Below are 25,564 nucleotides of genomic sequence, written 5' to 3'. Positions count from 1 at the left end.
AGTACCACCGGGACGATCACCTCATGAATGGTCAACCGCTCACCGAGCAGGCCCCGGGAGCCACCGCGCTGCGGCTCGGCACCCGGCGCAGCGCGCTCGCCATGGCCCAGTCGGGCATGGTCGCCCGCGAGGTGACCAGGCTCACCGGGCGCCGCGTCGAGCTGGTCGAGATCACCACGTACGGCGACACCTCCCGGGAGGCGCTCGCGCAGATCGGCGGCACCGGCGTGTTCGTCTCCGCGCTGCGGGACGCGCTGCTGGAGGGCCGGATCGACTTCGCCGTGCACTCGCTCAAGGACCTGCCCACCGCCGCCCCCGAGGGCCTGGTGCTGGCCGCCGTCCCCGAGCGCGAGGACGTCCGGGACGCCCTGGTCGCGGCCGAGGGCCTGAACCTGGACGAGCTGGTGGAGAAGCTGGCCGGGGCCGGCCGCCCGGCCCGGATCGGCACCGGCTCGCCGCGCCGGATGGCCCAGCTGAACGCCTGGGCGCTCGCCCGCGGCGCCGAGCTGGAGACGGTAGCCATCCGCGGCAACGTGGACACCCGGATCGGTTACGTGACCGGTGGCGAGCTGGACGCGGTCGTGCTGGCCACCGCCGGCCTCAACCGCCTCGGCCGCAGCGCCGAGATATCCCAGCACCTCGACCCCGAGCTGATGATCCCGGCCCCGGGCCAGGGCGCGCTCGCGATCGAGTGCGCCGCCGCCGACGCCGGGCTGATCGCCGCGCTCGCCGCGCTGGACCACGCCCCCACCCGGGTCGCCGTGGCCGCCGAGCGCGCCCTGCTGGCCGCCCTGGAGGCCGGTTGCTCGGCCCCGGTGGCCGCGCTGGCCACCTGGGGCGGGGAGCACGAACTGCGGCTGGACGGCGTGGTCGGCGATCCCGACGGCACCGCCCTGCTGAAGATGTCCGCCAACGGTCCGATCGTCCTCGACGAGACCGCCGAGCAGCAGGCGCGGGCCCTCGGCCACGCCCTGGCCGCCCGGCTGCTCGACGCGGGCGCGGCCACCCTGATGGGGGAGCGAGCCCGATGAGCCCCACCGCCGCCACCGACGCCCTGTTCCCGGCCGGCCAGCCCGCCGGACGGTGCACGTTCCTGGGCGCGGGCCCCGGGGACCCGGGCCTGCTGACCCTGCGCGCGGTCGAGGTGCTGTCCTCGGCCGACATCCTGGTCGCCGACCCGCTGACCGCGGCCGCCGTGCGCACCCACTGCCCGGCCGGTGTGCAGGTGCACACCCCGGCGGCCGAGGGCCCCGACTTCGACCTGGCCAAGCTGGTGGCGGAGGCCGTCCGCTCCGGCAAGCACGTCGTCCGCACCGTCGACGGGGACCCGGGCCTGGACGGCTGCGCCGCCGAGGAGATGCTCAGCTGCGCGGACGAGGGCGTCCCCTTCGAGGTGGTCCCCGGCGTCGCCCAGTCGGTCGGCGTGCCGGCCTACGCGGGCGTCCCGCTGCGCGGCGCGGCCGGTACCGACGTCCGCTTCGTGGACGGCGCCCAGCTGCTGTCCGGCGCCCCGGTCGACCTGGGCGCCCCGGAGACCACCCTGGTGGTCCGCACCACGCTGGGCCAGCTGCCGGCCACCGCCAACGCACTGGTGTCCAACGGCCGCAAGCCGGAGTCGGCGCTGAGCGCCACCCTCTCCGGCACCACCACCCGCCAGCGCACCTTCACCTCCACGCTGTCCGCCATCGCGGCCGACCTGAAGGCCGCCCGGGTGCTGCCCTCGCCGGTCTCCGCCCCGGTGGACCCGGCGACCTCGGTGATAGCCGTGGTGGGCGAGCAGGTCGCCCACCGAGCCTCGCACTCGTGGTTCGAGACCAAGCCGCTGTTCGGCTGGAACGTCCTCGTGCCGCGCACCAAGGAGCAGGCCCACGGCCTGTCCGAGCAGCTGCGCTCGTACGGCGCGGTGCCGCAGGAGGTGCCGACCATCGCGGTCGAGCCGCCGCGCACCCCGCAGCAGATGGAGCGGGCCATCAAGGGCCTGGTCACCGGCCGCTACGAGTGGATCGCCTTCACCTCGGTGAACGCCGTCCGGGCCGTGCGGGAGAAGTTCGAGGAGTACGGCCTGGACGCCCGGGCGTTCGCCGGGATCAAGGTGGCGGCGGTCGGCGAGACCACCGCGCAGGCCCTGGTCGACTTCGGCGTGAAGCCGGACCTGGTGCCGTCCGGCGAACAGTCCGCGGCCGGGCTGCTGGAGGACTGGCCGCCGTACGACCCGGTCTTCGACCCGATCGACCGGGTGCTGCTGCCGCGCGCCGACATCGCCACCGAGACCCTGGTGGCCGGCCTGGTCGAGCTCGGCTGGGAGGTCGACGACGTGACGGCGTACCGGACGGTGCGCGCCTCGCCGCCGCCGGCCGAGACCCGCGAGGCGATCAAGGGCGGCGGCTTCGACGCGGTGCTGTTCACCTCGTCCTCCACCGTCCGGAACCTGGTCGGCATCGCGGGCAAGCCGCACAACGTCACGGTCATCGCCTGCATCGGCCCGGCGACCGCCAAGACCGCCGAGGAGCACGGCCTGCGGGTCGACGTGATGGCCCCGGCGCCGTCGGCGGCCGCGCTGGCCCAGGCGCTGGCAGACTTCGGGGCCAAGCGCCGCGACGCCGCGACGGCCGCGGGCGAGCCGGTCTACCGGCCCAGCGAGCGCCGTCCCGGCTCGCGCCGCAAGGCCCGCTGAGGGCCCCTTCAGCGTGCCGGGGGCGGTGGTACCGCTCCCGGCACGGCACAACCGTTCGGAGAGAGAAGCCGTGTCCGCTGAATTCCCGTACGTTCGCCCCCGCCGGCTCCGCCAGAGTCCGGCGATGCGCCGGCTGGTCGCCGAGACCCGGCTGCACCCGGCGGAGCTGATCCTGCCCGCCTTCGTCAGCGAGGGCATCACCGAGCCGAAGCCGATCGCCGCCATGCCCGGCGTCGTCCAGCACACCCGGGACTCGCTGCGGAAGGCCGCGGTGGAGGCCGCCGAGGCCGGGGTGGGCGGCATCATGCTGTTCGGCCTGCCCGAGGTGAAGGACGCCGTCGGTTCCGAGGGCACCAACCCGGACGGGATCCTCCAGCAGGCCATCCGGGACGTGGTGGCGGAGGTCGGCGACCAGCTGATCGTCATGTCGGACCTCTGCCTGGACGAGTTCACCGACCACGGCCACTGCGGCGTGCTGGCCGAGGACGGCAGCGTGGACAACGACGCGACCCTGGCCCGCTACGCCGAGATGGCCGTGGTCCAGGCCGAGGCCGGTGTCCACCTGGTCGGCCCCTCCGGGATGATGGACGGTCAGATCGGCGTCATCCGGCGGGCGTTGGACGAGGCGGGCCACCAGGGCGTCGGCATCCTCGCTTACACGGCCAAGTACGCGTCCGCGCTGTACGGGCCGTTCCGCGAGGCGGTCAACTCCTCGCTCAAGGGCGACCGCAAGTCCTACCAGCAGGACCCGGCGAACGCCCGCGAGGCCCTGCGCGAGCTGGAGCTGGACCTCGCCGAGGGCGCGGACCTGGTGATGGTCAAGCCGGCAATGCTGTACCTGGACATCGTCCGGCGGGTCGCCGACGCGTCGCCGGTGCCGGTGGCCGCGTACCAGATCTCCGGCGAGTACTCGATGGTGGAGGCCGCCGCCGCCAACGGCTGGATCGAGCGGGAGCGCACCATCCTGGAGACGCTCACCTCGATCCGCCGGGCCGGCGCCGAGCAGATCCTCACCTACTGGGCGGTCGAGGCCGCCCGGATGCTCAGCTAGTGCGCGCTTCCGGACGGAACGGAAGGCCGGGCCCCCTGGGAGGGGGCCCGGCCTTCCGGGTTCCGCTACTTCCAGCCCTTGATGTGCGCGAAGCCCTCGCCGCCGCCGACCAGGTCGGTGGCCGTGGCGGCGCCGCCGCCGAAACCGCCGGCGATGACGTCGGAGGTGTGGGCGACGCCGAAGCCGCCGCCGGCCAGGAACGGCTGGTCGGCCGAGGCGACGATGCCGCCGCCGCCCTCCAGGCCGACGTGCGCGAACGCCGGGGTGGCGGCACCCGCGAGCGCCAGCGCGGCGGCGGCGGTCAGGGCGGCCTTGGTCAGCTTGCTCTTCATGGATCTGCCCTCTCTGTGGGAGCGCCCCTGCGGGCGCTCGTCCTCTGACTGGTGATCACATCGTGTTCTCCGCCCGTTCCGGCGCCCCACGCGCCGGACCGGCCGGATGGTCACCCGGCCGGACGTCGGCCCGGCCGGAGTCCTCGGCCCACAAGCCCGGAGGGCCCGGGGAGACCTTCCTCCCCGGGCCCTCCGTCCGTGCCGTGCCCCTCGATCAGCCGATCAGGTGCGAGACACCCGCGTCGCCCGCGGACTGGGTGTTCTGGCCGACGTTGCAGATCTGCTTCGGGGTGCTGTTCAGGACCGGCACCTCGACCGGAACCGCGACGCCGATGACGGCGACGGCGATGTTGTGGATCTCCGGCAGGCAGATGTTCGCGTTGTCCAGGGTGTGGAAGTTCGGGCTGGCGTTGCCGTGGGTGCCGGTCTGGTTGGTGCCGCCGTTGCCCTGGACGGAGGTGGCGGCGCCGTCCGAGTCGGCGATGGCGGAAGCCGAGCCGGCGGACATCGCGATGGCGGCGGCGGCCAGACCGGCGGCGGCGAGGGACTTCTTGATCATTTCCGGTTTTCCTCTCAAGGGTGAATCGGGGAGCGATTCGAGGGTGGTTCAGGGGGTGGTGGTGCGGGGGGCTGTGCGGGAAGCGGTCAGCCGACCAGGTGGGACACGCCCGCGTCGCCGTGGCTCTGGGTGCCCATGCCCTGGGTGCAGTACTGCTTGCCACCGCTGTTGGCGATCGGGACCTCGACCGGGACGGCCACACCGAGCACCGCGACCGCGATGTTGTGGATCTCGGGGAGGCAGACGTTCGCGTTGTCCAGGAAGTGGAAGTTCGGGCTGTTGTTCCCGACCGTCCCGGTGAAGTTGGAGCCGCCGTTGCCCTCGATCGAGGCTGCGGCGCCGTCCGCGTCCCCGATGGCCGAGGCGGGCGCGGCGGCACCGGCCAGCGCGGCGACGGCCAGGCCGGCGGCGGCGAAGGACTTCTGGATCATGGGGAGATCCCTCTCTGAAATGCTTTCGGTTTCCGTGCGTAGCAACGCGTAGAACGCTCAGACCCGGTCTGCAGTCACTGACGTCCAGATCAAAGAATGACGGCACGGAAGGTTACGGGGATTTTTGAAAAGAGTCCGTGAGGCGCGTCCGGGAGTGGTTTCCGGTCGCATTATTAGGCCGAACCGGTTAACGCCCGCAATCCGAACTCACGGTCACTCGTTGAGACAGATTGCTTTCCGGCTGCGCCCTCCGCAGCCCTCCCTCATAGATCTCCAGTACGTCTCCAGTACGGACAGGCAGAACGGTGAAAAGCATGAAGTTCTCCAAGCGGGCCGGCGCGATGCTGCTGGCGGTCGGTGCGGGCATGCTCGCGTCCCAGGGAGCGGCCTCGGCCGCCCCGGTCAGCCCCGACCAGGTCGGAGCCCTGGAGGACAAGCTGGCCACCCAGCAGGTCCCCGCGGACGTGCCGCTCACTCCGCTGGGCAGCCACCTCCAGGCCGGCATCCCGACCTCGCTGGTGATGCCGCCCGTGCCCGGCCGGACCACCGACAACGGGCTGATCCCGGCCCACCTGGTGCCCCAGCTCGGCACCGGCAAGGTCGGGCCGAGCGCCAAGGCCCAGCTGCCGCTGCCGCTGGTCGACCAGAGCGCCGACCTCGGCGAGGTGCTCCTGGAGGCCCCGGCCGCGCCGCTGCAGGCCAAGACCCCCGGCCTGGACGTCGGCAAGCCGCTGGCGCTGGTCCAGGACGGCACCGGCCAGCTGGCCGACGGCCGGCTCAAGGTGGGCGAGGTGGACCCGCGCCTGGTGCCCGGCGCCGTGCAGGCCGTCCCCGGGGCCACCGCCAGCCTCGGTGGCGACGAGAGCCGGCTCTCCGTCACCGACGAGGTGAACGACCTGGCCGACACCGCCACCGCGACCACCACCGGCGTGCTCCAGCAGACGGACCTGACCGGCACCGCCACCTCCGCCGCCACCGGCGTGGTGCGGCAGAGCGGCGTGGCCGGGCTGGCCGACCTGACCCGGCTCTGAGCCGAACGGCTCCGGACGCGGCGGAGCCCGGCACCCCGTCGGTGAGAGGGGTGCCGGGCTCCGTCGTGCCCGGGCCGGGTCAGCCCGGCAGGATCCCGGTCAGGCCGCCGGCCAGCGGGAGGTCCTTGATGCCGCCGCCCGCGCTCAGCGGACCGGTCAGCGTGCCGGTGCCCACCGGGGCCAGGCCCTGGTCCGGCTGGACGGTCGCGCCGTTGTTGAGCACGTCGGCCGAGGAGTTGGCCCACGGGTCCAGGCGCAGGCTCTTGATCGGCGCCACGCCGTAGCCGAGGCCGGCCGTCGTCCCGCTCAACGCCTGCCCGACGTCGGTCCTGGCCAGCGTGGCCGGGCCGCCCGAGGGGGCCTGCCCCGCCGCAGGCGCGGCCTGCGCCGAACCGGCGCCGAGCAGCACCGCGGCACCCACGGCGGCGGCCAGACCCGCGCCGCTCTTCATCGAAACCATGCGGATCACCCTTCGGTGGATCGGTTTCCCGGACGGCCGGAAGCCGCCCGGAGATGCCGAACTGCCCCCCGGCCGGCTGGTCGGGGGGCAGTTCGGCCGGAACACGTGCCGACCGGGGATCAGCAGTCGTCGTCCGAGTGCTTCGGGTGCATCTCGACGTTCGCGCAGCTGTTGCCGAATGCCGGGTTCAGGGCGCCGATCACGTCGACGGAGTTGCCGCACAGGTTGAGCGGGATGTGGATCGGCACCTGGATCTGGTTGCCGGAGATGACACCGGGGGAGCCGGCGGCCACGCCCTCGGCGCCCGCGCTCGCGGCGGCGGAGCCCGCCGCGCCCAGCACCAGGCCGGCAGCGGCGGCGGAGAGGACGGCGGCCTTCTTCACGTTCTGCATGGGGGTTGATCTCCTCGATCACACACGGGTGGAGCGTGCCGCGCCCCGGTACTGCGGGGCGCGGCACGGGCTCGGTGAATCAGCTGTCGCCGGTGCGGCGACCGCCGGGTTCAGCCGACGTTGGCGCAGGTGTTGCCGAACGCCGGGTTCAGCAGGCCGATGATGTCGATGGTGTTGCCGCACAGGTTGATCGGGATGTGGATCGGCACCTGGAGCTGGTTGCCGGAGAGCACGCCGGGAGAGCCGGCGGCCACACCCTCGGCGCCCGCGCTGGCGAACGCGCCGCCGGCGGCACCGAGCACCAGGCCGGTGGCGGCCAGCGACAGGACCGCGGCCTTCTTGAAGTTGCGCATGATTCTCCTCGAGATTTCTGCCCGACGGAAAGGCGTGTCGGGTGCCGGGCGAGCACGAATACTGGCCCGATGACTTCAGGGATCGCCGTGATTGTCACTCCGACGGCGCACACCGGCGTGTTCCGCCCATGGCTCGGGCGTCGACGCAGCCGCCGCGTTTTTCCAGCGCCTGGCGAACGATTCCCGCACGGCCGGGAGAGGTTCGGACGAAGGCGCGACCAGGAATTCCCGGTCAGGCGTTCAGGTGGTGTCGCCGAACGCCGGGTTCTGGGGGGCCCGCCACGTCGACCGACTTGCCGGGGGCCTCGGTGCCGACGAGGCCGTGGGCGAGTTGCGCATGGGCGGTACTCGTTTCAGGAGCAGGGCCGGGTGGATCGTCTTCCGTGAGGGAGAACGAGGCAGCGCGCGGGGGGAAACGGTCCGGCCCCCTGATCACCCGAATGCCGGTGCTGCGGGCCCCGTTGGGCCGGACGGGTGACAGTGCGCGCACCGTCGCAACCGCTCCGGACGGGTCTCGTTCTAGATGTCGCACTCCCCGTGCATCTCTGTTGAACAGTCAGGAGGCTCGCATGAGCATCAAGAAGACCGCTGCCGTCGGCGCGGCCGTGGCGGGCATCGTGGCCGCCGGTGCCGGTACCGCGATGGCCAGCGCCGGCGCCGAGGGTGTCGCCGCCGGTTCCCCGGGTGTCGTCTCGGGCAACCAGATCCAGGTGCCGATTCACATCCCGGTCAACGTCTGCGGCAACACCGTCAACATCATCGGTCTGCTGAACCCGGCGTTCGGCAACCACTGCGTCAACGCGGGCTGAGTCCGTTCCCGGTTCGGCCGGTGAGAGCCGCCGTTCCGCGCTTCCCTCCTGGGGCGCGGAGCGGCGGCTCTCTTCGTGTCCGGAGAACTGCCGCCGCGTCACCTCCGGGGGCGGCGGTGCTGTCACAAGCCTTGTTGCACTACTTGTCAGTACCTAGAATGTGAGACCTGCTCACCTTTCCTGCTCGTCCCTTGCTCCGCGCCGCTCGGCGCCACCGCCCGGGCGGTCCCCCACCCCCCCCCGCAAGGAGTCGTGTGTGATCAGGTTCCGCACCTCAGCGGCGCGGCGGACGCGAACGGGCGCCTCCCGGTCCGCGGCGCTGCTCGCCACCGGTGTCCTCGCCGCCGCCCTCGGCCTGGCCGGCGCCCCCGCCGCCCTCGCCGACACCGCCCCGACCCAGCCGTCCGACGCCACCCGCCCGGCCGCGATCGTCGCCCTCGGCGACAGCGCCATCTCCGGGGAGGGCGCCGGTACCGACACCAACGACGGCTACTTCCCCGAGACCGACAGCCCGACCGACTACTGCCACCGGCACCCCAAGTCGGAGATCTTCGTCACCGACATCCCCGGGGTCACCCCGATCGACCTCGCCTGCTCCGGCGCCCAGACCGGCGACCTGGTCAGCGACCCCGAGCTGGCCAAGGTGACCGGCTCGGGCAGCGGCGACTACGGCGAGCCCAAACAGGACGTCAAACTCGCCGACGTCGCGGGCAAGTACGACGTCAAGATGGTCGTCGTCACGATCGGCGCCAACGACGACTTCGACTTCAGCGGCATCATGATGCACTGCCTGGCGCAGTACTTCCCGATCCCCAAGGACCAGGGCTGCCGGGACACCATCGGCAGCGACGAGATCCGCCGGCGGGCCCAGCGGGTCCAGCCCAAGGTCGTGGCCGCGCTGCAGAACATCCGGCAGACCATGCGCAGGGCCGGCTACGCCGACTCCTCGTACCAGCTGGTCTACCAGTCGTACTTCGACCCGATCACCCCGGACATCCGGCGCAACGACTACCTGGGCAAGATCGCCGACGGCTGTCCGGCCTTCCCGGAGGACCTCGCCTGGGGCCACAACTTCGTGGTGCCGACCTTCAGCGACATGCTGCGCGGCGCGGCCGAACAGGTGCCCGGCGTGCGGTACCTGGACCAGCGTCGGGTCGCCTTCGGCCACGAGGTGTGCGCGGAGTGGACCAGCTCGCCGTACGAGTACACCAACGGGGACGTCATCAACCTCTCCGAGTGGGCGCGCAACGGCTGCGACTCGCAGATCGGCATCCCCGGGCTGTGCATGAACATGGTCCGCCAGTCGTACCACCTGCGGGTGGCCGGCTACCGCGGTGAGGGCGTCTGCCTCGGGCAGTTCTTCGCCCGCCCCGACCTCGCCCAGGCGTACTGCACCCTCAACCAGCAGAACACCACGTCGATCCAGCCGCTCAGCCCCGGCAAGCCCTTCGGGGACGCCCCGGAGGACGGCTCCTGGTACCAGCTCACCAACGCGGCCACCGGCAACGTCCTCGACCTCAGCGGCGGCGGCACCTACGGCGACTCCAGCAACGGCCGGCCCGCCATCAGCTACCCGGCGGCCGGCGGGCTGAACCAGTCGTTCGTCCTGGAGGCCAAGCCCGGCGGCAGCTACGAGCTGGACTTCAGCGGCAACCGCGACATGTGCCTGGACGCCGACGCCGCCGCCACCGCGCCCGGCACCCGCATCCAGCAGTGGGGCTGCAACGGCGGCGCCAACCAGCACTGGATCTTCAAGCCGGCCGGCAACGGCACCTACCAGATCGCCGACTCCGCCGACCCCACCAAGGTCCTCGCCGCCAGTACCGCACTCGACGCCAAGGGCAACCCGTACGTCCAACTCGCCCAGGCGACCGGTGCCCCCGCCCAGCTCTGGCAACTCACCAAGCTCGGCATCGTCTACGTCCACGGCTGACCGGGCCGCGGCCCCCGTCCGCCGCCGCTCCCTCCGGGGCGGCGGCGGATCCGTTCCCGGGCGCGACCCGGCGGCGGGGGAAGGGGGCGGCTGAGGGGGCGTGTCGTAGGCTCACGGGAAAATCGTTGCGCCGGAGCTGCGCGCACCCTCGAGCGTGGCGGGGAGTCCACAGAGCACATGAGCACGGCATCGAGCACGGCGTCGTCCAGCGCCGGATCCGGGGCGCCGGTGGCGCCGGCGGCGGAGCGGTCCGAGGGGCGGACGGGTTCCGCGCCGGGCCGGCTGCGCGGCCTGGTGGACCGCTTCGCCCCCGCGCTGGGCGCGTACGCGCTGGTCAAGGCGATCGGCCTGGCCGTCTTCCTGATGCTGCTGGAGCACACCGGCGACTACCTGCGGAAGCAGACCGGCCGCGGCGGCGGCGTCCACGCGTGGGACGTGCTGGGCACCTGGGACGGCGTCTGGTACCAGCGGATCGCCGAGAACGGTTACGACCCGAAGCTGATCCCGCTGCACGGCTTCCCGCTGGCCACCTACTACGAGAACTCGTCCGCCTTCTTCCCGCTCTACCCCTGGCTGATGCGGCTGGTCGGCGCGGTCACCGGGCTCGGCCCGTACGGTTGCGGGATCGTGGTCTCGGTGGCCGCCTCGCTGGTCGCCGCGGCCGGGATCTTCGCGATCGCGGAGCTGCTGGGCGGCTTCCGGGCCGGTGTGATCGCCGCGGTGGTCTGGGGCCTGTTCCCGGGGTCGGGCGTGGAATGGGCGGTCTACTCGGACTCGCTGTTCGTCGCGCTGTCGGCCTGGGCCTGCTACTGCGTGATGACCCGCCGCTGGCCGGCCGCCGGTCTGCTCGCGCTGGTCGCCGGGCTGAACCGGCCGACCGCCGCGGCACTGATCGCCGCCGTCTCGATCGCCGCGCTGGTCGCGTTGGTCCGCCGTACCGACGGGGTGGCGCGCCCGCTGACCGCCATGCTGATCACCCCGTGGGGCCTGGTCGGCTACGTCGCCTGGGTCGGTTGGCGGATGGGTGACTGGGGCGGCTACTTCAAGCTCCAGCGCGGCGCCTGGAACCGCTACTTCGACTTCGGCGCCTCCACCGTCCGCACCGTCCTGGACGTGATCACCGGCCACTGGTCCTTCTGGCAGTCCAATCCCGTCCCGGACCTGATCGCCATCGCCCTGCTGATCGCCCTGCCGGGCCTGCTGGTGCTGCTGTGGCGGGCGCGCCCGCCGCTGGTGCTGTGGGTGTACACGGCGATGACCGTCTTCCTGGCGCTGAGCAGCAACCAGATCTTCGGCAACATCTCGCGCTACCTGCTGCCGGCCTTCCCGCTGTTCATCGGCCTGGCGGTGGCGCTGCGGCGGGTGCGGACGTCCTCGCTGATCGGGCTGTTCGCGATGCCGGCCGTCGCGGCGGGCTGGTACGCGGGGTATGCGCTGTTCGAGTTGGGCATCCCGTAGCCCCCGGTGGTTGGCAACGGGATCATCCACGAGCAGACGGGCCGTTGCTAACCTCGAAGGCATGACGACGACCCCGCCCGTGCGCCGGATCCGCGACATCTCCGCCCTGCTGGACCACGCGAGCCACGTCCTGGCGACCCGGATGGCGGCCGCCTTCACGGAACTCGGCATCACGCCCCGCGCGTACTGCGTGCTGTTCCACGCCCAGGAGGCCGAGCGCACCCAGATCCAGCTGGCCGAGCTGGCGGACCTGGACAAGACCACCATGGTGGTCACCGTGGACGAACTGGAGAAGGCGGGACTGGCCGAGCGCCGCCCGTCCGCCACCGACCGCCGGGCCCGGATCATCTCGGTCACCGAGGAGGGCGCCCGCGCGGTGGTGAAGGGCACCGAGATCGCCGACCGGGTCCACCGGGAGCTGCTCGAGTCCCTGCCGCAGCCCGAGCAGGACGCGTTCGTCTCCGCGCTCTCCCGCCTGGTGGACGGCCATCTGGCGGAGCCGGTGGAGAGCGACCGCACCGTCCGCCGCGCCCGCCGCTCGCGCGGCCAGTGATCCCGGGGGAGCACTCCGGGAGCACTCCGCAAGCACTCCGGGGAGCACTCCCCGCAATCTGCTCCACAGATAGATAGTCCCGAACAAAACAATCTGGTAGCGTCCTTCCCGGCACTCGACGAACCGGGAGACCCGCCATGACCACGTACGCCCCCACCGCGCCCGCAGCGGCGCCGGCCCGACCCGCCCGCTCCCGCGCCCTGGCCCTCGCGGTGCTCTGCGCGGGCATGCTGATGATCGTCCTCGACGGCTCGATCGTCACCGTGGCGCTGCCCGCCATCCAGAACGACCTGCACTTCTCGCCCGCCGACCTGACCTGGACGGTCAACGCCTACCTGATCGCCTTCGGCGGGCTGCTCCTGCTGGCCGGCCGGCTCGGCGACCTGATCGGGCGCAAGCGGGTCTTCGTCGCAGGACTGGCGCTCTTCACCGCCGCCTCCCTGCTGTGCGCCGTCGCCACCGGGCAGGGGATGCTGATCGCCGCCCGGTTCCTCCAGGGCGTCGGCGGGGCGATGGCCTCCGCGGTCAGCCTCGGCATGATCGTCACGCTCTTCCCCGAGCCGGGCGAGCGCGGCCGGGCGATCGGCGCGTTCAGCTTCGTCGGCGCGGCCGGCGCCTCGATCGGCCAGGTCCTCGGCGGCGTCCTCACCCAGGCCCTGAACTGGCACTGGATCTTCCTGATCAACCTGCCGCTCGGCCTCGCCGCCGCCCTGCTCGCCGCCCGGGTGCTGGAGCCCGAGCGCGGCCCGGGCCTGCGGGGCGGCGCCGACGCGCTGGGCGCCGTGCTGATCACCGCCGCCCTGATGCTCGGCATCTACACCATCGTCGGCACCGGGGCGCACGGCTGGACCTCGGCCCGCACCCTCGGGCTCGGTGCGCTCTCGCTCGCCCTGCTGGCCGGCTTCCTGGTCCGGCAGGCCCGGGCCGCCCAGCCGCTGCTCCCGCTGCGGATGTTCCGCTCCCGCAGCGTCTCCGGGGCCAACGCCGTGCAGATCCTGACCATCTCCGGGATGTTCGCCTTCCAGATCCTGGTCGCCCTCTACATGCAGCAGGTCCTCGGCTACGGCGCCGCCGCCACCGGCCTGGCGATGCTGCCGGCCGCGGTCGCCATCGGCGCGGTCTCGCTGCTGCTCTCCGCCCGGCTGAGCGCCCGCTTCGGGGAGCGCGCGGTGCTGCTGGCCGGCCTGGCGATGCTGGTGGCCGCGCTCGGCCTGCTGGTCCGGCTGCCCTCCGACGCCGACTACACCACCCACCTGCTGCCGACCATGCTGCTGATCGGCGGCGGCGGACTGGTGCTGTCCGCGCTCGCCGTGCTCGGGATGTCCGGCGCCGGCCCGGAGGACGCGGGGACGGCCTCCGGCCTGTTCAACACCACCCAGCAGGTCGGCGGCGCGCTCGGGGTCGCGGTGCTGACGACCCTCGCCGACGGCCGCACCGGCACCCTGCTCGCCGCCGGGCACTCCGCACCCGAGGCGCTCACCGGCGGCTTCCGGCTCGCGTTCGCGGTGGCCGCCGGGCTGCTCGCGGCGGCGCTGGTGCTGGCGGCGGTGACGCTCCGACCCTCCGCCAGGAAGTGACGGCCGGTCAAACCGCCGAGCCCCGCCCCGTGTTCATCGGGCCGGGGCTCGGTGCGCGCGTCGGTCGGTGGGTTACGGCCAGACCAGGCAGTACAGCTGGTGCCCGGCGTCGTGCAGCCGGTTGGCGAAGTCCTGCCACTCGTGCAGCATGCTGTAGATCACGAAGGCGTCGCGCGGCCCGCGGCGGTCCGGCACGGTGGACCAGATGAACGCGGCCGCGCCGAGCTCGGTCTCGTCGGCCTTGCGCAGCGGTTCCACGACGTTGTGCGGGAGTTGGACGACGGCGTAGTCGGGGTGCAGCACCACGAGTTCCAGCGGCGGGACCTGGTGCAGCGGGACGCCCTGGATGCCGGTGAGGACCATGGCGCTCATGGTCTCCGGTTTGATCTTGGTGGAGAGGTGGCCGGTCGGGGAGCCGCTGGTCTCCATCAGGTCGCCGAGCCGCCCCAGCGCGCCGAGTTCGCCGGCGTCCAGGCCGAGACCGCCCGGGCCGAGCGCGGTGGGGACTCTGGCGGCGGTGGCGCGGTCCGGTGCGCCGAAGTACTTGTACGTCACCCCCACGCGTCCCTCACCCCGCCTCTCACCGCCGCGACGACCACGACCCGTACCCGCTCCCGTACCCCCGCGTGCGGCTTCGGCGGGCCTGCGGGAGCCCCCCGCGGCCTCGTCGTAACCGTCCTGCGCCTCGGACACTCGGACCATCCTCACCGGAATTCGCCGGAATCGACAGACCCCCGCACGCCCGGCGTCCCGCCGGACGTGCTCCTTACCCGTCATGCGCCGCCGTACCCACGCGCGGGCCTTACCCACTCGCGGCCGACAGCAGTCCTCTCCACACCCCTGCACACAACCGGAGCGCTCGCGCACCCTGTGCACACAGTCTGACTGGTCCGTGCTCCGGCGCAGCCAGCGGCCCCGCCCTGCCGACCACCCGTCACCGACGTCCGTCACCGACATCAGTCACGGGACAACCGTACAGACAACGGTGCCCGGATCATCGTTCCAGATGATCGGGCCGGACATGCAGAGCTCGAGGACACGATTTGAGACCATGTCTCCCGTGAGCTACCCCTACGAAGCCCCCCAGTCCCAGTCGCTCTTCGACCGCGCCTCCGTGGTCACGCCCGGCGGCGTCAACTCCCCGGTGCGCGCCTTCCGCGCGGTCGGCGGTACGCCGCGCTTCATGGTGTCCGGCAGCGGCCCCTACCTCACCGACGCCGACGGCCGTGAGTACGTCGACCTGGTGTGCTCGTGGGGTCCGATGATCCTCGGGCACGCCCACCCCGCGGTGATCGACGCCGTCCAGCAGGCCGTCACCCGCGGCACGTCCTTCGGCACGCCCGGCCAGGGCGAGGTCGAGCTGGCCGAGGAGATCGTCTCCCGGGTCGCCCCGGTCGAGCAGGTCCGCCTGGTCTCCTCCGGCACCGAGGCCACCATGTCCGCGATCCGCCTCGCCCGCGGCTTCACCGGCCGGGCGAAGGTGGTCAAGTTCGCCGGCTGCTACCACGGTCACGTGGACGCGCTGCTGGCCGCCGCCGGTTCCGGCGTGGCCACCTTCGGCCTGCCGGACACCCCGGGCGTCACCGGCGCCCAGGCCGGCGACACCATCGTGCTGCCGTACAACGACCTGGCCGCCGTCGAGCAGGCCTTCGCCGCGCACCCGGGCGAGATCGCCTGCGTCATCACCGAGGCCTCGCCCGGCAACATGGGCGTCGTCCCGCCGCTGCCCGGCTTCAACGCGGGCCTGTCCCGGCTCTGCCGGGACAACGGCGCGCTGTTCATCTCGGACGAGGTGATGACCGGCTTCCGCGTCTCCAAGGCCGGCTGGTACGGCCTGGAGGCGGCGAACGAGGGCTGGGCGCCGGACCTGCTGACCTTCGGCAAGGTCATGGGCGGCGGCTTCCCGGCCGCGGCCTTCGGCGGTCGCGCCGACGTGATGGCGCACCTGGCCCCGGCCGGCCCGGTCTACCAGGCGGGCACCCTGTCCGGCAACCCGGTCGCCACCGCGGCGGGCCTGGCCCAGCTGCGCGGTTGCACCGACGAGGTCTACACGACGGTGGACGCGGTCGCCGCCGAGGTCTCCGGGCTGGTCTCCGAGGCGCTCACCAAGGAGGGTGTGGCCCACCGGCTGCAGACCGCCGGGAACATGTTCTCGGTGTTCTTCACCGAGGCCGCCGTCACGAACTACGACGAGGCGAAGACCCAGGAGGCGTACCGTTTCACCGCCTTCTTCCACGCGATGCTGGCCGAGGGCGTCTACCTGCCGCCGTCCGCCTTCGAGTCCTGGTTCGTCTCGGCGAGCCACGACGCGCGGGCGATCGAGCGGATCGCCGCCGCCCTGCCCGCCGCCGCGCGCGCCGCTGCCGCCGCCACGGCCTGAGCCCACCTTCCGATCCCCAGGAGCAGTTGAGAAGTGAGCGCCAAAGAGATCACCGTCGTCCACCTGATGCGTCACGGTGAGGTGCACAACCCGGAGGGCGTGCTGTACGGGCGGCTGCCCGGCTACCGCCTGTCCGAGCTGGGCCGGGAGATGGCCGAGCGGGTCGCCGAGGACCTGGCCGGCCGGGACATCACCCACGTGGTGGCCTCCCCGCTGGAGCGCGCCCAGGAGACGGCCGCGCCGATCGCCAAGGCGCACGGCCTGGACGTCGCGGTGGACGAGCGGCTGATCGAGGCGGAGAACGTCTTCGAGGGCAAGACCTTCGGGGTCGGCGACGGTTCGCTGCGCAACCCGGGGTACTGGAAGTACCTCACCAACCCGTTCAAGCCCTCCTGGGGCGAGCCGTACCTCGACCAGGTGGTGCGGATGATGGGCGCGCTCGGCGCGGCCCGGGACGCCGCCCGCGGGCACGAGGCGGTCTGCGTCAGCCACCAGCTGCCGATCTGGATCGTCCGCTCGTTCGTGGAGCGCCGCCGGCTCTGGCACGACCCCCGCCGCCGGCAGTGCTCGCTGGCCTCGCTGACCAGCTTCACCTTCGAGGGCGACAAGATCGTCTCGGTCGGCTACCGCGAGCCGGCCCGCGACCTGCTGCCGGCGTACCTGGTCGGCAAGGGCGGCAAGGGCAAGCCCGTGGGCAAGAGCTTCGGGGCCTGAGGGTCGGAGTCCGGGGGCGGCCGCGGCTCCGGCCCGGCCGGGCCCGGAGCCGCGCGTAAGCCCTGGGTAAGTATGGTCGCGGGTCGTCCGGCAACCGCCGGGCGGCCCGCTTCCGTAGCAGGTCAGAGCGGGTGCGGCGGCCAAGGCAGGGCCCCGGCGAACCCGCCCGGAACTCCATGCGAAACTTTTCACATGTCTGCCATGACGCGCCCCCGTCCCCGTGTCGCCGCAGCCGCTGCCACCGTCGCCGCCGCTGCGCTCGTCCTCACCGGTTGCTCCTCCACGGGCTCGTCGACCAGCGGCGAGGGCCAGGTCGGCTTCGTCACGGTCAAGGGGACCAACCTGTCGAAGGCGGACACGGGCAAGCGCGGGGACGCGCCGGACATCACCGGCGAGACCCTGGAGGGCAACCAGGTCAAGCTCTCCGACTACCGCGGCAAGGTCGTGGTGCTGAACGTCTGGGGCTCCTGGTGCGGGCCCTGCCGGGCCGAGGCGAAGAGCCTGCAGGCCGTCGCCGAGAAGTACAAGGACCAGGGCGTCCAGTTCCTCGGCATCAACACCCGGGACACCGACAAGACCAACGCCGTCCGCTTCGAGCAGGAGCAGGGCGTCACCTTCCCGAGCATCTTCGACCCGGCCGGGACGCAGCTGCTCAAGTTCCCCAAGGGCAGCCTCAACCCGCAGTCCATCCCGACCACCCTGATCGTCGACCGCGAGGGCAAGCTGGCCGCCCGCGCCGTCGGCGGCACCACCGAGGACGCGCTGGAGTCGATCCTCCAGCCGGTGGCCGCGGAGCAGAAGCAGTGAGTGCGCCGCTGCGGCTCGCCGACACCTTCACGACCGTGCAGAGCGGGGCGCTGCTGGCCGCGGCGCCGGTCGCGCTGGCGGCCGGGCTGGTGTCGTTCTTCTCGCCCTGCGTGCTGCCGCTGGTGCCCGGCTACCTGTCGTACGTGACGGGCTTCTCGGCCGCCGACCTGGTGGACGCCCGCGGTTCGAAGCGCGGCCGGATGCTCCTCGGGGCGACGCTGTTCATCCTCGGCTTCACCGTGGTCTTCGTCTCGGGCGGCGCGCTGTTCGGCCAGTTCGGCTCGACCCTGCAGGAGCACAAGCGGGTCATCTCGATCGTGCTCGGCTCGGTGACCGTCCTGATGGGCCTGGCCTTCATGGGCCTCGTCCCCGGCCTGAGCATGCGGGAGGTGCGCTCGCACCGCCGCCCGGCCGTCGGACTGCTCGGCGCGCCGCTGCTGGGCATGGTGTTCGGCATCGGCTGGACGCCCTGCATCGGCCCCACCCTGGCCGCCGTCCAGACGCTGTCCCTGAACCAGGCGGACGCGGCGCGCGGGGCGCTGCTGATGACGTTCTACTGTCTGGGCCTCGGCGTACCGTTCATCGTGGCCGCGCTGGCCTTCCGCCGGGCGCTGGGCGCCTTCGGGTGGGTCAAGCGGCACTACCCGCTCGTCATGCGGATCGGCGGCGGCATGCTCGTCGCGGTCGGTCTGCTGCTCGTGACCGGGATCTGGGACTCCTGGATGAGCGAACTGCAGTCCTGGACCGCCGACTCCTCGATCGGAATCTGACCGTGAGCAAGACCACGACCGAGACCGAGCTGCCGCCGGTGCCGGACGACGACGGAGCCGCCGAGCGGCTCAGCACCGCACCGGTCGAGTCCGAGGGCCCGACCGGCATAGGGGTGCTCGGCTGGGCGCGCTGGATGTGGCGCCAGCTGACCTCGATGCGGGTCGCCCTGATCCTGCTGTTCCTGCTGTCGCTGGCCGCCATCCCCGGCTCGCTGATCCCGCAGAACGGCCAGAACCAGTTCAAGGTACAGACCTGGAAGGCGCAGCACACCGCGGTCGCGCCGATCTACGAGAAGCTCCAGCTGTTCGACGTCTACAGCTCGGTCTGGTTCTCGGCGATCTACATCCTGCTGTTCGTCTCGCTGGCCGGCTGCATCGTCCCGCGCACCTGGCAGTTCGTCGGCGTGCTGCGCGCCCGGCCGCCGGCGGCGCCGCGCAACCTGACCCGGATGCCGGTGTACGCGGCCTGGCGCACCGAGGCGGACGCCGACCGGGTCAACGCCGCCGCCCACCGGCTGCTGCGCAGGCGGGGCTTCCGGGCGCACCTGTCCGGCGACGCGGTGGCGGCCGAGAAGGGCTACCTGCGCGAGGTCGGCAACCTGCTCTTCCACCTCTCGCTGTTCGCGCTGCTCGGCGGCTTCGCCTGGGCCAGCCTGGCCTCCGGCACCGGCGGCAAGCTGATGGTCGAGGGCCAGGGCTACTCGAACACCATCACCCAGCTCGACGACTTCAGCGGCACGCGGTTCTACGGCAACCAGGACCTCGACCCGTTCTACCTGAAGCTCGACGGCTTCACCTCGAAGTTCCAGACCCAGGGCGACCAGATGGGCGCCGCCCGGCAGTTCACCGCGAACGTGGAGTACTACCGGGGCAGCGACGAGTCGAAGCTGAAGAAGGGCACGATCGAGGTCAACCACCCGCTGGAGATCGGCGGCAGCAAGGTCTACCTGATCGGCCACGGCTACGCCCCGGTGATCACCGTCAGGAACGGCAACGGCGAGGTCGTCTACCACGACGTGGTGCCGTTCCTGCCGCAGGACGCCAACCTGACCTCGACCGGGGTCGTGAAGGTCTCCGACTACGGCACCGGCCCGGACGGCAACCGGACCCAGCTGGGCTTCTCCGGCTTCTTCCTGCCCACCGCGCCGGTGAGCTTCGAAGGCACCGGTCCGATCTCGCTGTTCCCCGGCGACGCCGCCCCGGAGCTGGTGCTGAACGCCTTCTCGGGCGACCTCGGCACCGACTCCGGCCTGCCGCAGAACATCTACCAGCTGAACACCCGCAAGCTCACCCAGCTGACCCAGGACGGCCAGCCGGCCAAGGCGGCGCTCAAGCCCGGCCAGGGCTGGACGCTGCCGAACGGCTACGGCAGCGTCACCTTCGAGGGCTACAAGCAGTGGGCGAGCTTCAACGTCTCACACCGGCCCGGGAACGCGATCGCGCTGACCGGCGCGGTGCTGGCCATCCTCGGCCTGATCGGCTCGCTGTTCATCCAGCGCCGCCGGATCTGGGTGCGGGCGGTGGCCCTGCCGGGCGGCGGCACCCAGGTGGAGCTGGCCGGTCTGGCCCGCAGCGAGTCGGCGAAGATCGCCGAGGAGCTGGCGGAACTCGCGGTGGACCTCCAGGACGACGCCCCGGCGTCCGAGGACGAGCCGACACCGGAGGACCCGGCGACGGAGGACCCCGCGCCGGGGGGCGCCGGGCCGGACGGACCCGCGCCGGACGACGACACGGCAGCAGAGCCCGCGGCAGCGGACCGCGCGGCAGCAGAGCCCGCAGCAGCAGACCCCGCAGCAGAGGACCCCGCAGCCCCTGCCGACCAGGACTCCAAGGAGTAGACGGTGCATCTCGCCTCGGGGGTCGACCCACAGCTGGCCGACCTCTCCAACAAGCTGATCTATTCGGCGATGGCGGTCTACATGATCGCCATGTTCGCCCACATGTTCGAGTGGACGTTCGGCAGCAAGGGCGCGGTCGCCGTCCGCTCCCAGGAGCAGTCGGGCAACCTGGCCGAGACCGTCGCCGCCGCGGAGCCCAAGGCCGCCAAGAAGGTCACCGTCACCGTGGCCGGGGCCAAGGGCGGCACCACCACGCTGACCCGCACCGTCCTGGCGGGCGAGGGCGCGACGGTGGTCACCGGCGGTCGCGGCGACGACGAGGTGGACGGCCCGGGCGCGGCCGGCACCAGTGAGAAGGGCGACCTGGCCGGTCGCATCGCGATCTCGCTGACCGTCCTGGCGCTGCTGCTGCACGGCGGCGGCATCATCTCCCGCGGCCTGTCGGTGTCCCGCTGGCCGTGGGGCAACATGTACGAGTTCTCCTGCGCCTTCGCCTTCGCGATGACGGCCGCGTACCTCGTGCTGCTGGCCGCGCGGAAGAACGTCCGCTGGCTCGGCCTGCCGGTCACCGTCGCGGTGCTGCTGACGCTGGGCATCGCGACGCAGGTGCTGTACACCGACTCCGAGCAGCTCGTCCCGGCGCTGCACTCGTACTGGCTGGCGATCCACGTCTCCACCGCGATCCTGTGCGGCGGCGCCTTCTACGCGGCGTTCATCGCCACGCTGCTGTACCTGGGCAAGGACTCCTTCGACAAGCGGACGGCGGCCGGCCTGACGACCGGTCCGCTGGGCACCCCGGCCTCGATCTGGCGCCGGCTGCCCGCCGCCTCGACCTTCGACAAGCTGTCCTACCGGATCAACGCCCTGGTGTTCCCGCTCTGGACGTTCACCATCATCGCGGGCGCGATCTGGGCCGAGGCGGCCTGGGGCAAGTACTGGGAGTGGGACCCGAAGGAGACCTGGTCGTTCATCACCTGGGTCGCCTACGCCTGCTACCTGCACGCCCGCGCGACGGCCGGCTGGAAGGGCCGCAAGGCCGCGTACCTGGCGCTGGCGGCCTTCGCCTGCTGGCTCTTCAACTACTACGGCGTGAACATCTTCGTCACCGGCAAGCACTCCTACGCGGGGATCTGACCGGGGGCGCGCACCCACCGGCCCGGCTTCCCACGAGAGATGGCCGGGCCGAGGTGCAACAGGGGTAGTTCGTGCCGGCCGTCCGTGCCGGCACGGGGAGGAACGAGGAGGAATCGCGCAATGGAGTGCGACGAGGTCATGCTGACCGTCCGAATCACCGCCGCCGAGCGCATGTTGCTCCGCCGGCTCGCCCAGGGACACCGCAGTGACGTGTCCGAGGTGGTGGCCGACGCTCTGCTGGACATCATCCCCACGCTCAGCGCGCCGGGGGACGCCTACCGGCTGCTGAGCGCCCTCGCCACGCCCGCGCCGTGCGCGCTGACGGTCTGGCTGCCGACGCCGCTGGCCGACCTGCTGGTGCCCGGTGCGGCCAGGATCGCCCAGATCACCGACGTCCGGATCGAGTCGGCCAGCGCGGCCCTGGGCGCGGCCCTGCGGCTCTGGCTGGCGCAGGACCCGGTCCGGCTGGCGGCCAACCTCAGTGTGATGCACGCCGGGCGGCCGGCCGCGCTGGTGGCGGCCTGAACCCCGCGCGGTGGGGCCCGGGCCCGGCGGTCCCACCGCGCTCCGGGCCCTGCGCCCGTCGCCTCAACTCGCCAGCGGCAGCAGGCCGGGGGCGGCGGGGCGGCCGTCCGGGGACTCCCGTCGCACCGGCATCCGCGGGCCGTCGACCGGCTCGGTGAGCAGCCGGCACTCGGCCACCGTCCGCCCGTCCTGGAGCAGTCGGACCTGGACGGGCGCGCGCCGGCCGTCCGGTGTCCGCTCGCGCACCGCGCGGACGAAGCAGGGCCGGTCCAGCTCGATGAAGCGGTCGAAGGAGGTCACCAGCTCGACCGGCACCACCGGCTCCGGGTGGTGCAGCCGCTGGGCGGCCTGCCGGGCGGCCTCCAGCACCACCATCCCGGGCACGTGGTCCAGCTCCTGGTCGAACAGCACCGGGTGGTCGGCGTCGGTCCGCAGCAGCCAGGTGTCCGGCCGCAGGGTCGGGCTGAGCACCACGTCCGCGGGCTGCGCCCGGCCGACGAGCTCGGGTGCGGCGGGCTCCGGCGGGCGGGGCGGGGTGACGGCCCGTCGTCCCGGTCCGCGCAGGCGCTCGTACGAGGCGGGGGTGACCACCCGCAACTGGCCGGAGCCGTGGCCGATCCGCAGGCCGTCCCTGGTGATCTCGGCGTGCACCCGCAGCGAGGCCAGCCGGCCGTGCCGCATCCGGACCTCCTCGCAGCCGACCTCCAGCATCAGCGAGGTCGGCCCGGCGGTGACTCCGAGGCCCGGCAGGCCCGGCTCGCCGAGCGCGTAGCCGAGGTCCTCCAGGACGAAGTGGTGGCCGCGCGGCACCCCGAAGCCGGCGTGGCCGACCAGCAGCCCCGCCTGGCGGACGGTCTCGGCCATCAGCACCGGGTCGTGGTAGCGGTCGCCGGGCAGCCGGTAGAAGCCGTGCAGCCGGGGCCACTGGGCGCCGAGCAGGAAGTCGTACGGGCCGGTGGCCTGCCAGCCGGTGAGGAGCACCTCGGACACGCAGGCGCGGTGCACCAGGTGCCGGGAGACGGTCCGGTCATGGAAGTCGTAACCCGGGTCGGGGTGGGCGGTCGAGCCGGTTCGGGCCGCCGGGCCGGTCCAAGCGGCTGGGCCGGTGCGGGTGGCGCTGCCGGTGCGGGCGGCGCTGCCGGGAAGCACGTACGGGCCGTCGACGTCCGGCTCCACGATCGATGGCATGGCTGGCCCAGCTCCAGGGTGTCGGTCGAGCGGCCGCCACGGACGCCCCACAGCAAAACATACATACCACCCGGTTTCTGTTCTGTTGCCGGGGCCCGCCCCGTGACATCGACCGGTCAGGCCACGCTACCTGCCCCCTGGGCTGCGGGAATCCCCGGAACGGCGAGGCCAGACCTTGGACGGGGGGCCGTCCCCGCTGGACGGCGGGGTCGACAGGGGCGCTAGATTAGATACCAACCATGCGGTTTCGCCGGTGCCGTCCGCATGCGAGGCGTCGCCCCCCACCAGGGCGGGCCGACAGACAGCAGCCGGAAGGGCGGGGGAGCGCCGTCCGGCCGAGTCCGGAGGGGCCAGTGGTCAAGCAGGAGCGCGCGGAGCGGACCAGGCAGGCCGTCCTGCTCGCCGCGGCGGACACCTTCGCGCGGGTCGGCTTCGAGGCCGCCAGCCTCGTCGACATCAGCCGCCGGGCCGGGGTGAGCAAGGGCGCCCTCTACTTCCACTTCGTCTCCAAGCGGGCCCTGGCCGACGGCGTGCGGGCCGCCGCCGGGCGGGTGGTCGGCTCGGCCGCGCTGCGCGCCCTGCGGGCGGAGGGCCCGGCCGTCCAGGGGCTGATCGACTTCTCGCACGAGCTGGCCCGGCTGCTGCGCGAGGACGTGGTGGTCCGGGCCGGCGTGCGGCTCGGTGCTCCCTGCCCGCGCCCGACCGCCACCGCTCTCCACGGTGCACCTGACGGTTCCGAAGCGCCGCCCGCCGAGGCCGCCTGGCGCGGCCTCACCGCCGTCGTCCACCGGCTGCTGGACCGCGCCGCCGAGGCCGGCGAGCTGCGCCCCGGGACGGACCGGCGGGCCTGCGCCGAACTGCTCGGTTCGGTGATGGCCGGTCAGGTGCTGCTGGCCGCGGATCAGGCCGGCCGGCCCACCGCCGAGGCGGTGCGCCGGCTCTGGACGGCCGCGCTGCCCGCGTTGGTGCCGGCGGAGCGCTGCCCGGGGCACCGGGTCTGACCGGCCGGGCTCAGGCCTGCTCGTCGGGGTTCAGCCGGGCGAGCACCTGCGGCTGGACCAGCCCGGGCAGCAACAGGGTCCACAGGTCGGCCATCCGCCGGATCAGGTCCCGCCGACCGGCCAGGACCTGGGAGCTCAGCTGGATCCCGGTGACCGCCCCGGTGATCACCCCGGAGGCCGCCACCAGGTCGATCCCGGGGCGGAGCTCCCCGGCGTCCCGGGCGTTCTGCAGCAGGTCGCGGACCAGGTCCATCCAGCCCTGGTAGGCGGCGATCTGCGGTTGGGTGAAGCTGCCGTGCTCGATCGTCAGCCGTATGCTGCCGCGCAGCAGCGGGTCGTCCTGGAGGGCGTGCGCGAAGGCGTAGCCGAGGTCGATCAGGGTCTGCACCGGGCTGTCCGAGGACGGCGTCCAGGTGGCGACCCAGGCGCCCTGGCCCTCGATCACGGCGAGCGCCAGCTCCTCCTTGGAGTGGAAGTGGAAGTACAGCGCGCCCTTGGTGACGCCCGCCCGGTCGAGGATCTCGGACATCGTGGCGGCGGCGTAGCCCCGCTCGTCGAACACCTCGGCTGCTGCGAGGAGCACCGCCTGGCGGGTCGCCAGCGCACGGGCCTGTCTGGCCATCGCAGCCTCCCTGGAAAGTTCTTGCTTCGGCAGCGGCCGATCCTATGGGGGCCGACGGGGCGACGGGCGCATACCGTCCAGTAGGTATCCTACCGAGCCGCTCCGGCCGACCGGTCGGCGTGCTGGGCGCGACGGCCGGATGTGGCGGCCGGGTGTGACGGCCGGTCGCCGCGGCTCCGCGCGCGGGCCGGCGGACGGCGAACAGCGGACGGCGAACAGCGGACGGCGGACGGCGACGGCGCGACGGCCGGCCACCCAGGTCGGGTGACCGGCCGTCGGAAGCCGGCGGAGAGCCGTCGGAAGTCGGCGACCCGTCAGGCGGCCTGCTGCCAGCTGACCGGCGAGTAGTAGGCCGGGCGGCGCTCCAGCCGCTGCCAGTTGGCGATCGGCTCGACCGGCGCGACGGCGGCGGCCTGCTGGGCCGTGGCCGCGCGGGCCATCAGCACGGCGGTGAGGGCGGCCAGTTCCTCGTCGGAGAGGCTGCCGCGGACGATGCGGACGAGGGGTTCGGCGGAAGCGGTCATGTCCTGGTTTCTCCCCCGGTGAAAGTGGTGTGTGGTGTCGCTCGGTACGGCCCTGCTGCGTGCTGCGTGCTGCGTGCTGCGTGCTGCGTGCTGCGTCGTGCGGGTCGCGCGTGGTGCAGGTGCTACATCGGCGGGTTGCCGTGCTTGCGGCTGGGCAGGTCGGCGTGCTTGGTGCGGAGCATCGCCAGGGCGGCGGCGATCACCTGCCGCGTCTCGGCCGGGTCGATGACGTCGTCCACGAGGCCGCGCTCGGCCGCGTAGTACGGGTGCATCAGCTCGCTCTTGTATTCCTTGATCTTCTGGGCGCGCATGGCGTCCGGGTCCTCGGCAGCGTTGATCTCGCGCCGGAAGATGACGTTGGCGGCGCCTTCGGCGCCCATCACCGCGATCTCGTTGGTGGGCCAGGCGTACGACAGGTCGGCGCCGATGGAGCGGGAGTCCATGACGA

The 25,564-nt window shown here is 72.8% G+C and carries 28 protein-coding genes; 17 read left to right on the top strand and 11 right to left on the bottom strand.

Translation table 11 applies throughout. From position 1 onward, the window contains the following. Positions 1-23 precede the first annotated feature (23 nt). From hemC to hemB, 3 genes are all read left to right on the top strand, one after another. A complete protein-coding gene (hemC, locus tag ACGF07_RS16815) occupies positions 24-1,031 on the top strand; it encodes a hydroxymethylbilane synthase (RefSeq protein WP_392899374.1) in 1,008 nt (335 codons plus the stop codon). Continuing rightward, on the top strand, positions 1,028-2,674 hold the full coding sequence (locus tag ACGF07_RS16810) for a uroporphyrinogen-III synthase (RefSeq protein WP_392899371.1): 1,647 nt from the start codon (positions 1,028-1,030) through the stop codon (positions 2,672-2,674). The genes hemC and ACGF07_RS16810 overlap by 4 nt, the downstream gene beginning before the upstream one ends. Before the next feature lie 70 nt (positions 2,675-2,744). Further along, complete coding sequence (gene hemB / locus ACGF07_RS16805) at positions 2,745-3,725, top strand: porphobilinogen synthase (RefSeq protein WP_350750401.1); 981 nt, start codon at positions 2,745-2,747, stop codon at positions 3,723-3,725. A 65-nt stretch (positions 3,726-3,790) separates the two neighbouring features. Here hemB and ACGF07_RS16800 read toward each other — a convergent pair whose 3' ends face one another. From ACGF07_RS16800 to ACGF07_RS16790, 3 genes are all read right to left on the bottom strand, one after another. Next, positions 3,791-4,057: a hypothetical protein gene (locus tag ACGF07_RS16800; RefSeq protein ID WP_350750116.1), complete on the bottom strand. Its 267-nt coding sequence runs from the start codon at positions 4,055-4,057 to the stop codon at positions 3,791-3,793. A 214-nt stretch (positions 4,058-4,271) separates the two neighbouring features. Further along, positions 4,272-4,616, bottom strand: coding sequence for a rodlet layer protein (locus ACGF07_RS16795; protein WP_350750115.1), 345 nt, complete (start codon positions 4,614-4,616; stop codon positions 4,272-4,274). An 86-nt stretch (positions 4,617-4,702) separates the two neighbouring features. Then, positions 4,703-5,047 (bottom strand): rodlet layer protein, encoded by a 345-nt coding sequence (locus ACGF07_RS16790; protein WP_350750113.1) that lies wholly within the window; start codon positions 5,045-5,047, stop codon positions 4,703-4,705. Positions 5,048-5,361: 314 nt separating this feature from the next. Between ACGF07_RS16790 and ACGF07_RS16785 the strand changes: the two genes are divergently transcribed. Continuing rightward, positions 5,362-6,078 (top strand): hypothetical protein, encoded by a 717-nt coding sequence (locus ACGF07_RS16785; RefSeq protein WP_350750111.1) that lies wholly within the window; start codon positions 5,362-5,364, stop codon positions 6,076-6,078. Positions 6,079-6,157: 79 nt separating this feature from the next. On the opposite strand, the gene ACGF07_RS16780 is transcribed toward ACGF07_RS16785, so the two are convergent. The 3 genes from ACGF07_RS16780 to ACGF07_RS16770 form a co-directional block, all read right to left on the bottom strand. Further along, positions 6,158-6,538 (bottom strand): hypothetical protein, encoded by a 381-nt coding sequence (locus ACGF07_RS16780; protein WP_392899367.1) that lies wholly within the window; start codon positions 6,536-6,538, stop codon positions 6,158-6,160. A 119-nt stretch (positions 6,539-6,657) separates the two neighbouring features. After that, positions 6,658-6,930, bottom strand: coding sequence for a chaplin (locus ACGF07_RS16775; protein ID WP_350750107.1), 273 nt, complete (start codon positions 6,928-6,930; stop codon positions 6,658-6,660). A gap of 110 nt (positions 6,931-7,040) precedes the next feature. Continuing rightward, on the bottom strand, positions 7,041-7,283 hold the full coding sequence (locus tag ACGF07_RS16770) for a chaplin (protein ID WP_392899364.1): 243 nt from the start codon (positions 7,281-7,283) through the stop codon (positions 7,041-7,043). A 569-nt stretch (positions 7,284-7,852) separates the two neighbouring features. On the opposite strand from ACGF07_RS16770, the gene ACGF07_RS16765 reads away from it, so the two are divergent. The 5 genes from ACGF07_RS16765 (at position 7,853) to ACGF07_RS16745 (ending at position 13,613) form a co-directional block, all read left to right on the top strand. Beyond that, complete coding sequence (locus ACGF07_RS16765; protein WP_392899362.1) at positions 7,853-8,092, top strand: chaplin; 240 nt, start codon at positions 7,853-7,855, stop codon at positions 8,090-8,092. Positions 8,093-8,348: 256 nt separating this feature from the next. Continuing rightward, on the top strand, positions 8,349-10,025 hold the full coding sequence (locus ACGF07_RS16760) for an RICIN domain-containing protein (protein WP_392899360.1): 1,677 nt from the start codon (positions 8,349-8,351) through the stop codon (positions 10,023-10,025). A gap of 177 nt (positions 10,026-10,202) precedes the next feature. Then, positions 10,203-11,483, top strand: a complete 1,281-nt coding sequence (locus ACGF07_RS16755; RefSeq protein WP_392899357.1) for a hypothetical protein — start codon at positions 10,203-10,205, stop codon at positions 11,481-11,483. Between the two features lie 61 nt (positions 11,484-11,544). Next, entirely contained in the window at positions 11,545-12,036 is a 492-nt protein-coding gene (locus ACGF07_RS16750) for a MarR family transcriptional regulator (protein ID WP_350745266.1), read from the top strand. A gap of 137 nt (positions 12,037-12,173) precedes the next feature. Beyond that, positions 12,174-13,613 (top strand): MFS transporter, encoded by a 1,440-nt coding sequence (locus ACGF07_RS16745; protein WP_392899353.1) that lies wholly within the window; start codon positions 12,174-12,176, stop codon positions 13,611-13,613. 72 nt (positions 13,614-13,685) lie between these two features. On the opposite strand, the gene ACGF07_RS16740 is transcribed toward ACGF07_RS16745, so the two are convergent. Further along, complete coding sequence (locus tag ACGF07_RS16740) at positions 13,686-14,174, bottom strand: hypothetical protein (RefSeq protein ID WP_188309827.1); 489 nt, start codon at positions 14,172-14,174, stop codon at positions 13,686-13,688. 490 nt (positions 14,175-14,664) lie between these two features. Between ACGF07_RS16740 and hemL the strand changes: the two genes are divergently transcribed. The 7 genes from hemL to ACGF07_RS16705 all read left to right on the top strand — a co-directional run bounded on the left by hemL (position 14,665) and on the right by ACGF07_RS16705 (position 21,781). Continuing rightward, positions 14,665-15,993 carry a glutamate-1-semialdehyde 2,1-aminomutase gene (hemL, locus tag ACGF07_RS16735; protein WP_392899350.1) on the top strand — a complete coding sequence of 443 codons (1,329 nt, stop codon included), beginning with the start codon at positions 14,665-14,667 and terminating at the stop codon, positions 15,991-15,993. Positions 15,994-16,059: 66 nt separating this feature from the next. Next, positions 16,060-16,707 (top strand): histidine phosphatase family protein, encoded by a 648-nt coding sequence (locus ACGF07_RS16730; RefSeq protein ID WP_392899635.1) that lies wholly within the window; start codon positions 16,060-16,062, stop codon positions 16,705-16,707. Positions 16,708-16,899: 192 nt separating this feature from the next. Further along, entirely contained in the window at positions 16,900-17,514 is a 615-nt protein-coding gene (locus ACGF07_RS16725) for a TlpA family protein disulfide reductase (protein ID WP_392899347.1), read from the top strand. Then, on the top strand, positions 17,511-18,284 hold the full coding sequence (locus tag ACGF07_RS16720) for a cytochrome c biogenesis protein CcdA (protein WP_350745280.1): 774 nt from the start codon (positions 17,511-17,513) through the stop codon (positions 18,282-18,284). The genes ACGF07_RS16725 and ACGF07_RS16720 overlap by 4 nt, the downstream gene beginning before the upstream one ends. 2 nt (positions 18,285-18,286) lie before the next feature. Next, a complete protein-coding gene (locus ACGF07_RS16715) occupies positions 18,287-20,122 on the top strand; it encodes a cytochrome c biogenesis protein ResB (protein WP_392899344.1) in 1,836 nt (611 codons plus the stop codon). A 3-nt stretch (positions 20,123-20,125) separates the two neighbouring features. Further along, positions 20,126-21,256, top strand: coding sequence for a c-type cytochrome biogenesis protein CcsB (gene ccsB / locus ACGF07_RS16710; protein WP_392899342.1), 1,131 nt, complete (start codon positions 20,126-20,128; stop codon positions 21,254-21,256). 120 nt (positions 21,257-21,376) lie between these two features. Then, complete coding sequence (locus tag ACGF07_RS16705) at positions 21,377-21,781, top strand: hypothetical protein (RefSeq protein ID WP_392899340.1); 405 nt, start codon at positions 21,377-21,379, stop codon at positions 21,779-21,781. 63 nt (positions 21,782-21,844) lie between these two features. Here ACGF07_RS16705 and ACGF07_RS16700 read toward each other — a convergent pair whose 3' ends face one another. Continuing rightward, positions 21,845-22,969 (bottom strand): ScbA/BarX family gamma-butyrolactone biosynthesis protein, encoded by a 1,125-nt coding sequence (locus tag ACGF07_RS16700; protein ID WP_392899338.1) that lies wholly within the window; start codon positions 22,967-22,969, stop codon positions 21,845-21,847. Positions 22,970-23,322: 353 nt separating this feature from the next. Between ACGF07_RS16700 and ACGF07_RS16695 the strand changes: the two genes are divergently transcribed. Further along, positions 23,323-23,970: a ScbR family autoregulator-binding transcription factor gene (locus ACGF07_RS16695; protein WP_392899336.1), complete on the top strand. Its 648-nt coding sequence runs from the start codon at positions 23,323-23,325 to the stop codon at positions 23,968-23,970. A 10-nt stretch (positions 23,971-23,980) separates the two neighbouring features. On the opposite strand, the gene ACGF07_RS16690 is transcribed toward ACGF07_RS16695, so the two are convergent. The 3 genes from ACGF07_RS16690 to ACGF07_RS16680 form a co-directional block, all read right to left on the bottom strand. Beyond that, positions 23,981-24,592 carry a ScbR family autoregulator-binding transcription factor gene (locus ACGF07_RS16690; RefSeq protein WP_392899333.1) on the bottom strand — a complete coding sequence of 204 codons (612 nt, stop codon included), beginning with the start codon at positions 24,590-24,592 and terminating at the stop codon, positions 23,981-23,983. Between the two features lie 314 nt (positions 24,593-24,906). Beyond that, positions 24,907-25,116: an acyl-CoA carboxylase subunit epsilon gene (locus ACGF07_RS16685; RefSeq protein ID WP_350745300.1), complete on the bottom strand. Its 210-nt coding sequence runs from the start codon at positions 25,114-25,116 to the stop codon at positions 24,907-24,909. Positions 25,117-25,238: 122 nt separating this feature from the next. Beyond that, positions 25,239-25,564: carboxyl transferase domain-containing protein (locus tag ACGF07_RS16680; protein ID WP_392899331.1), on the bottom strand; the 326-nt coding region annotated here is incomplete at its 5' end.

Origin of the sequence: Kitasatospora sp. NPDC048194 (assembly GCF_043202455.1) — a bacterium.
Taxonomy (GTDB): Bacteria; Actinomycetota; Actinomycetes; order Streptomycetales; family Streptomycetaceae; genus Kitasatospora.
Note: the sequence above shows the minus strand (reverse complement) of the source record. Positions and strands in the feature narration are given on the sequence as shown.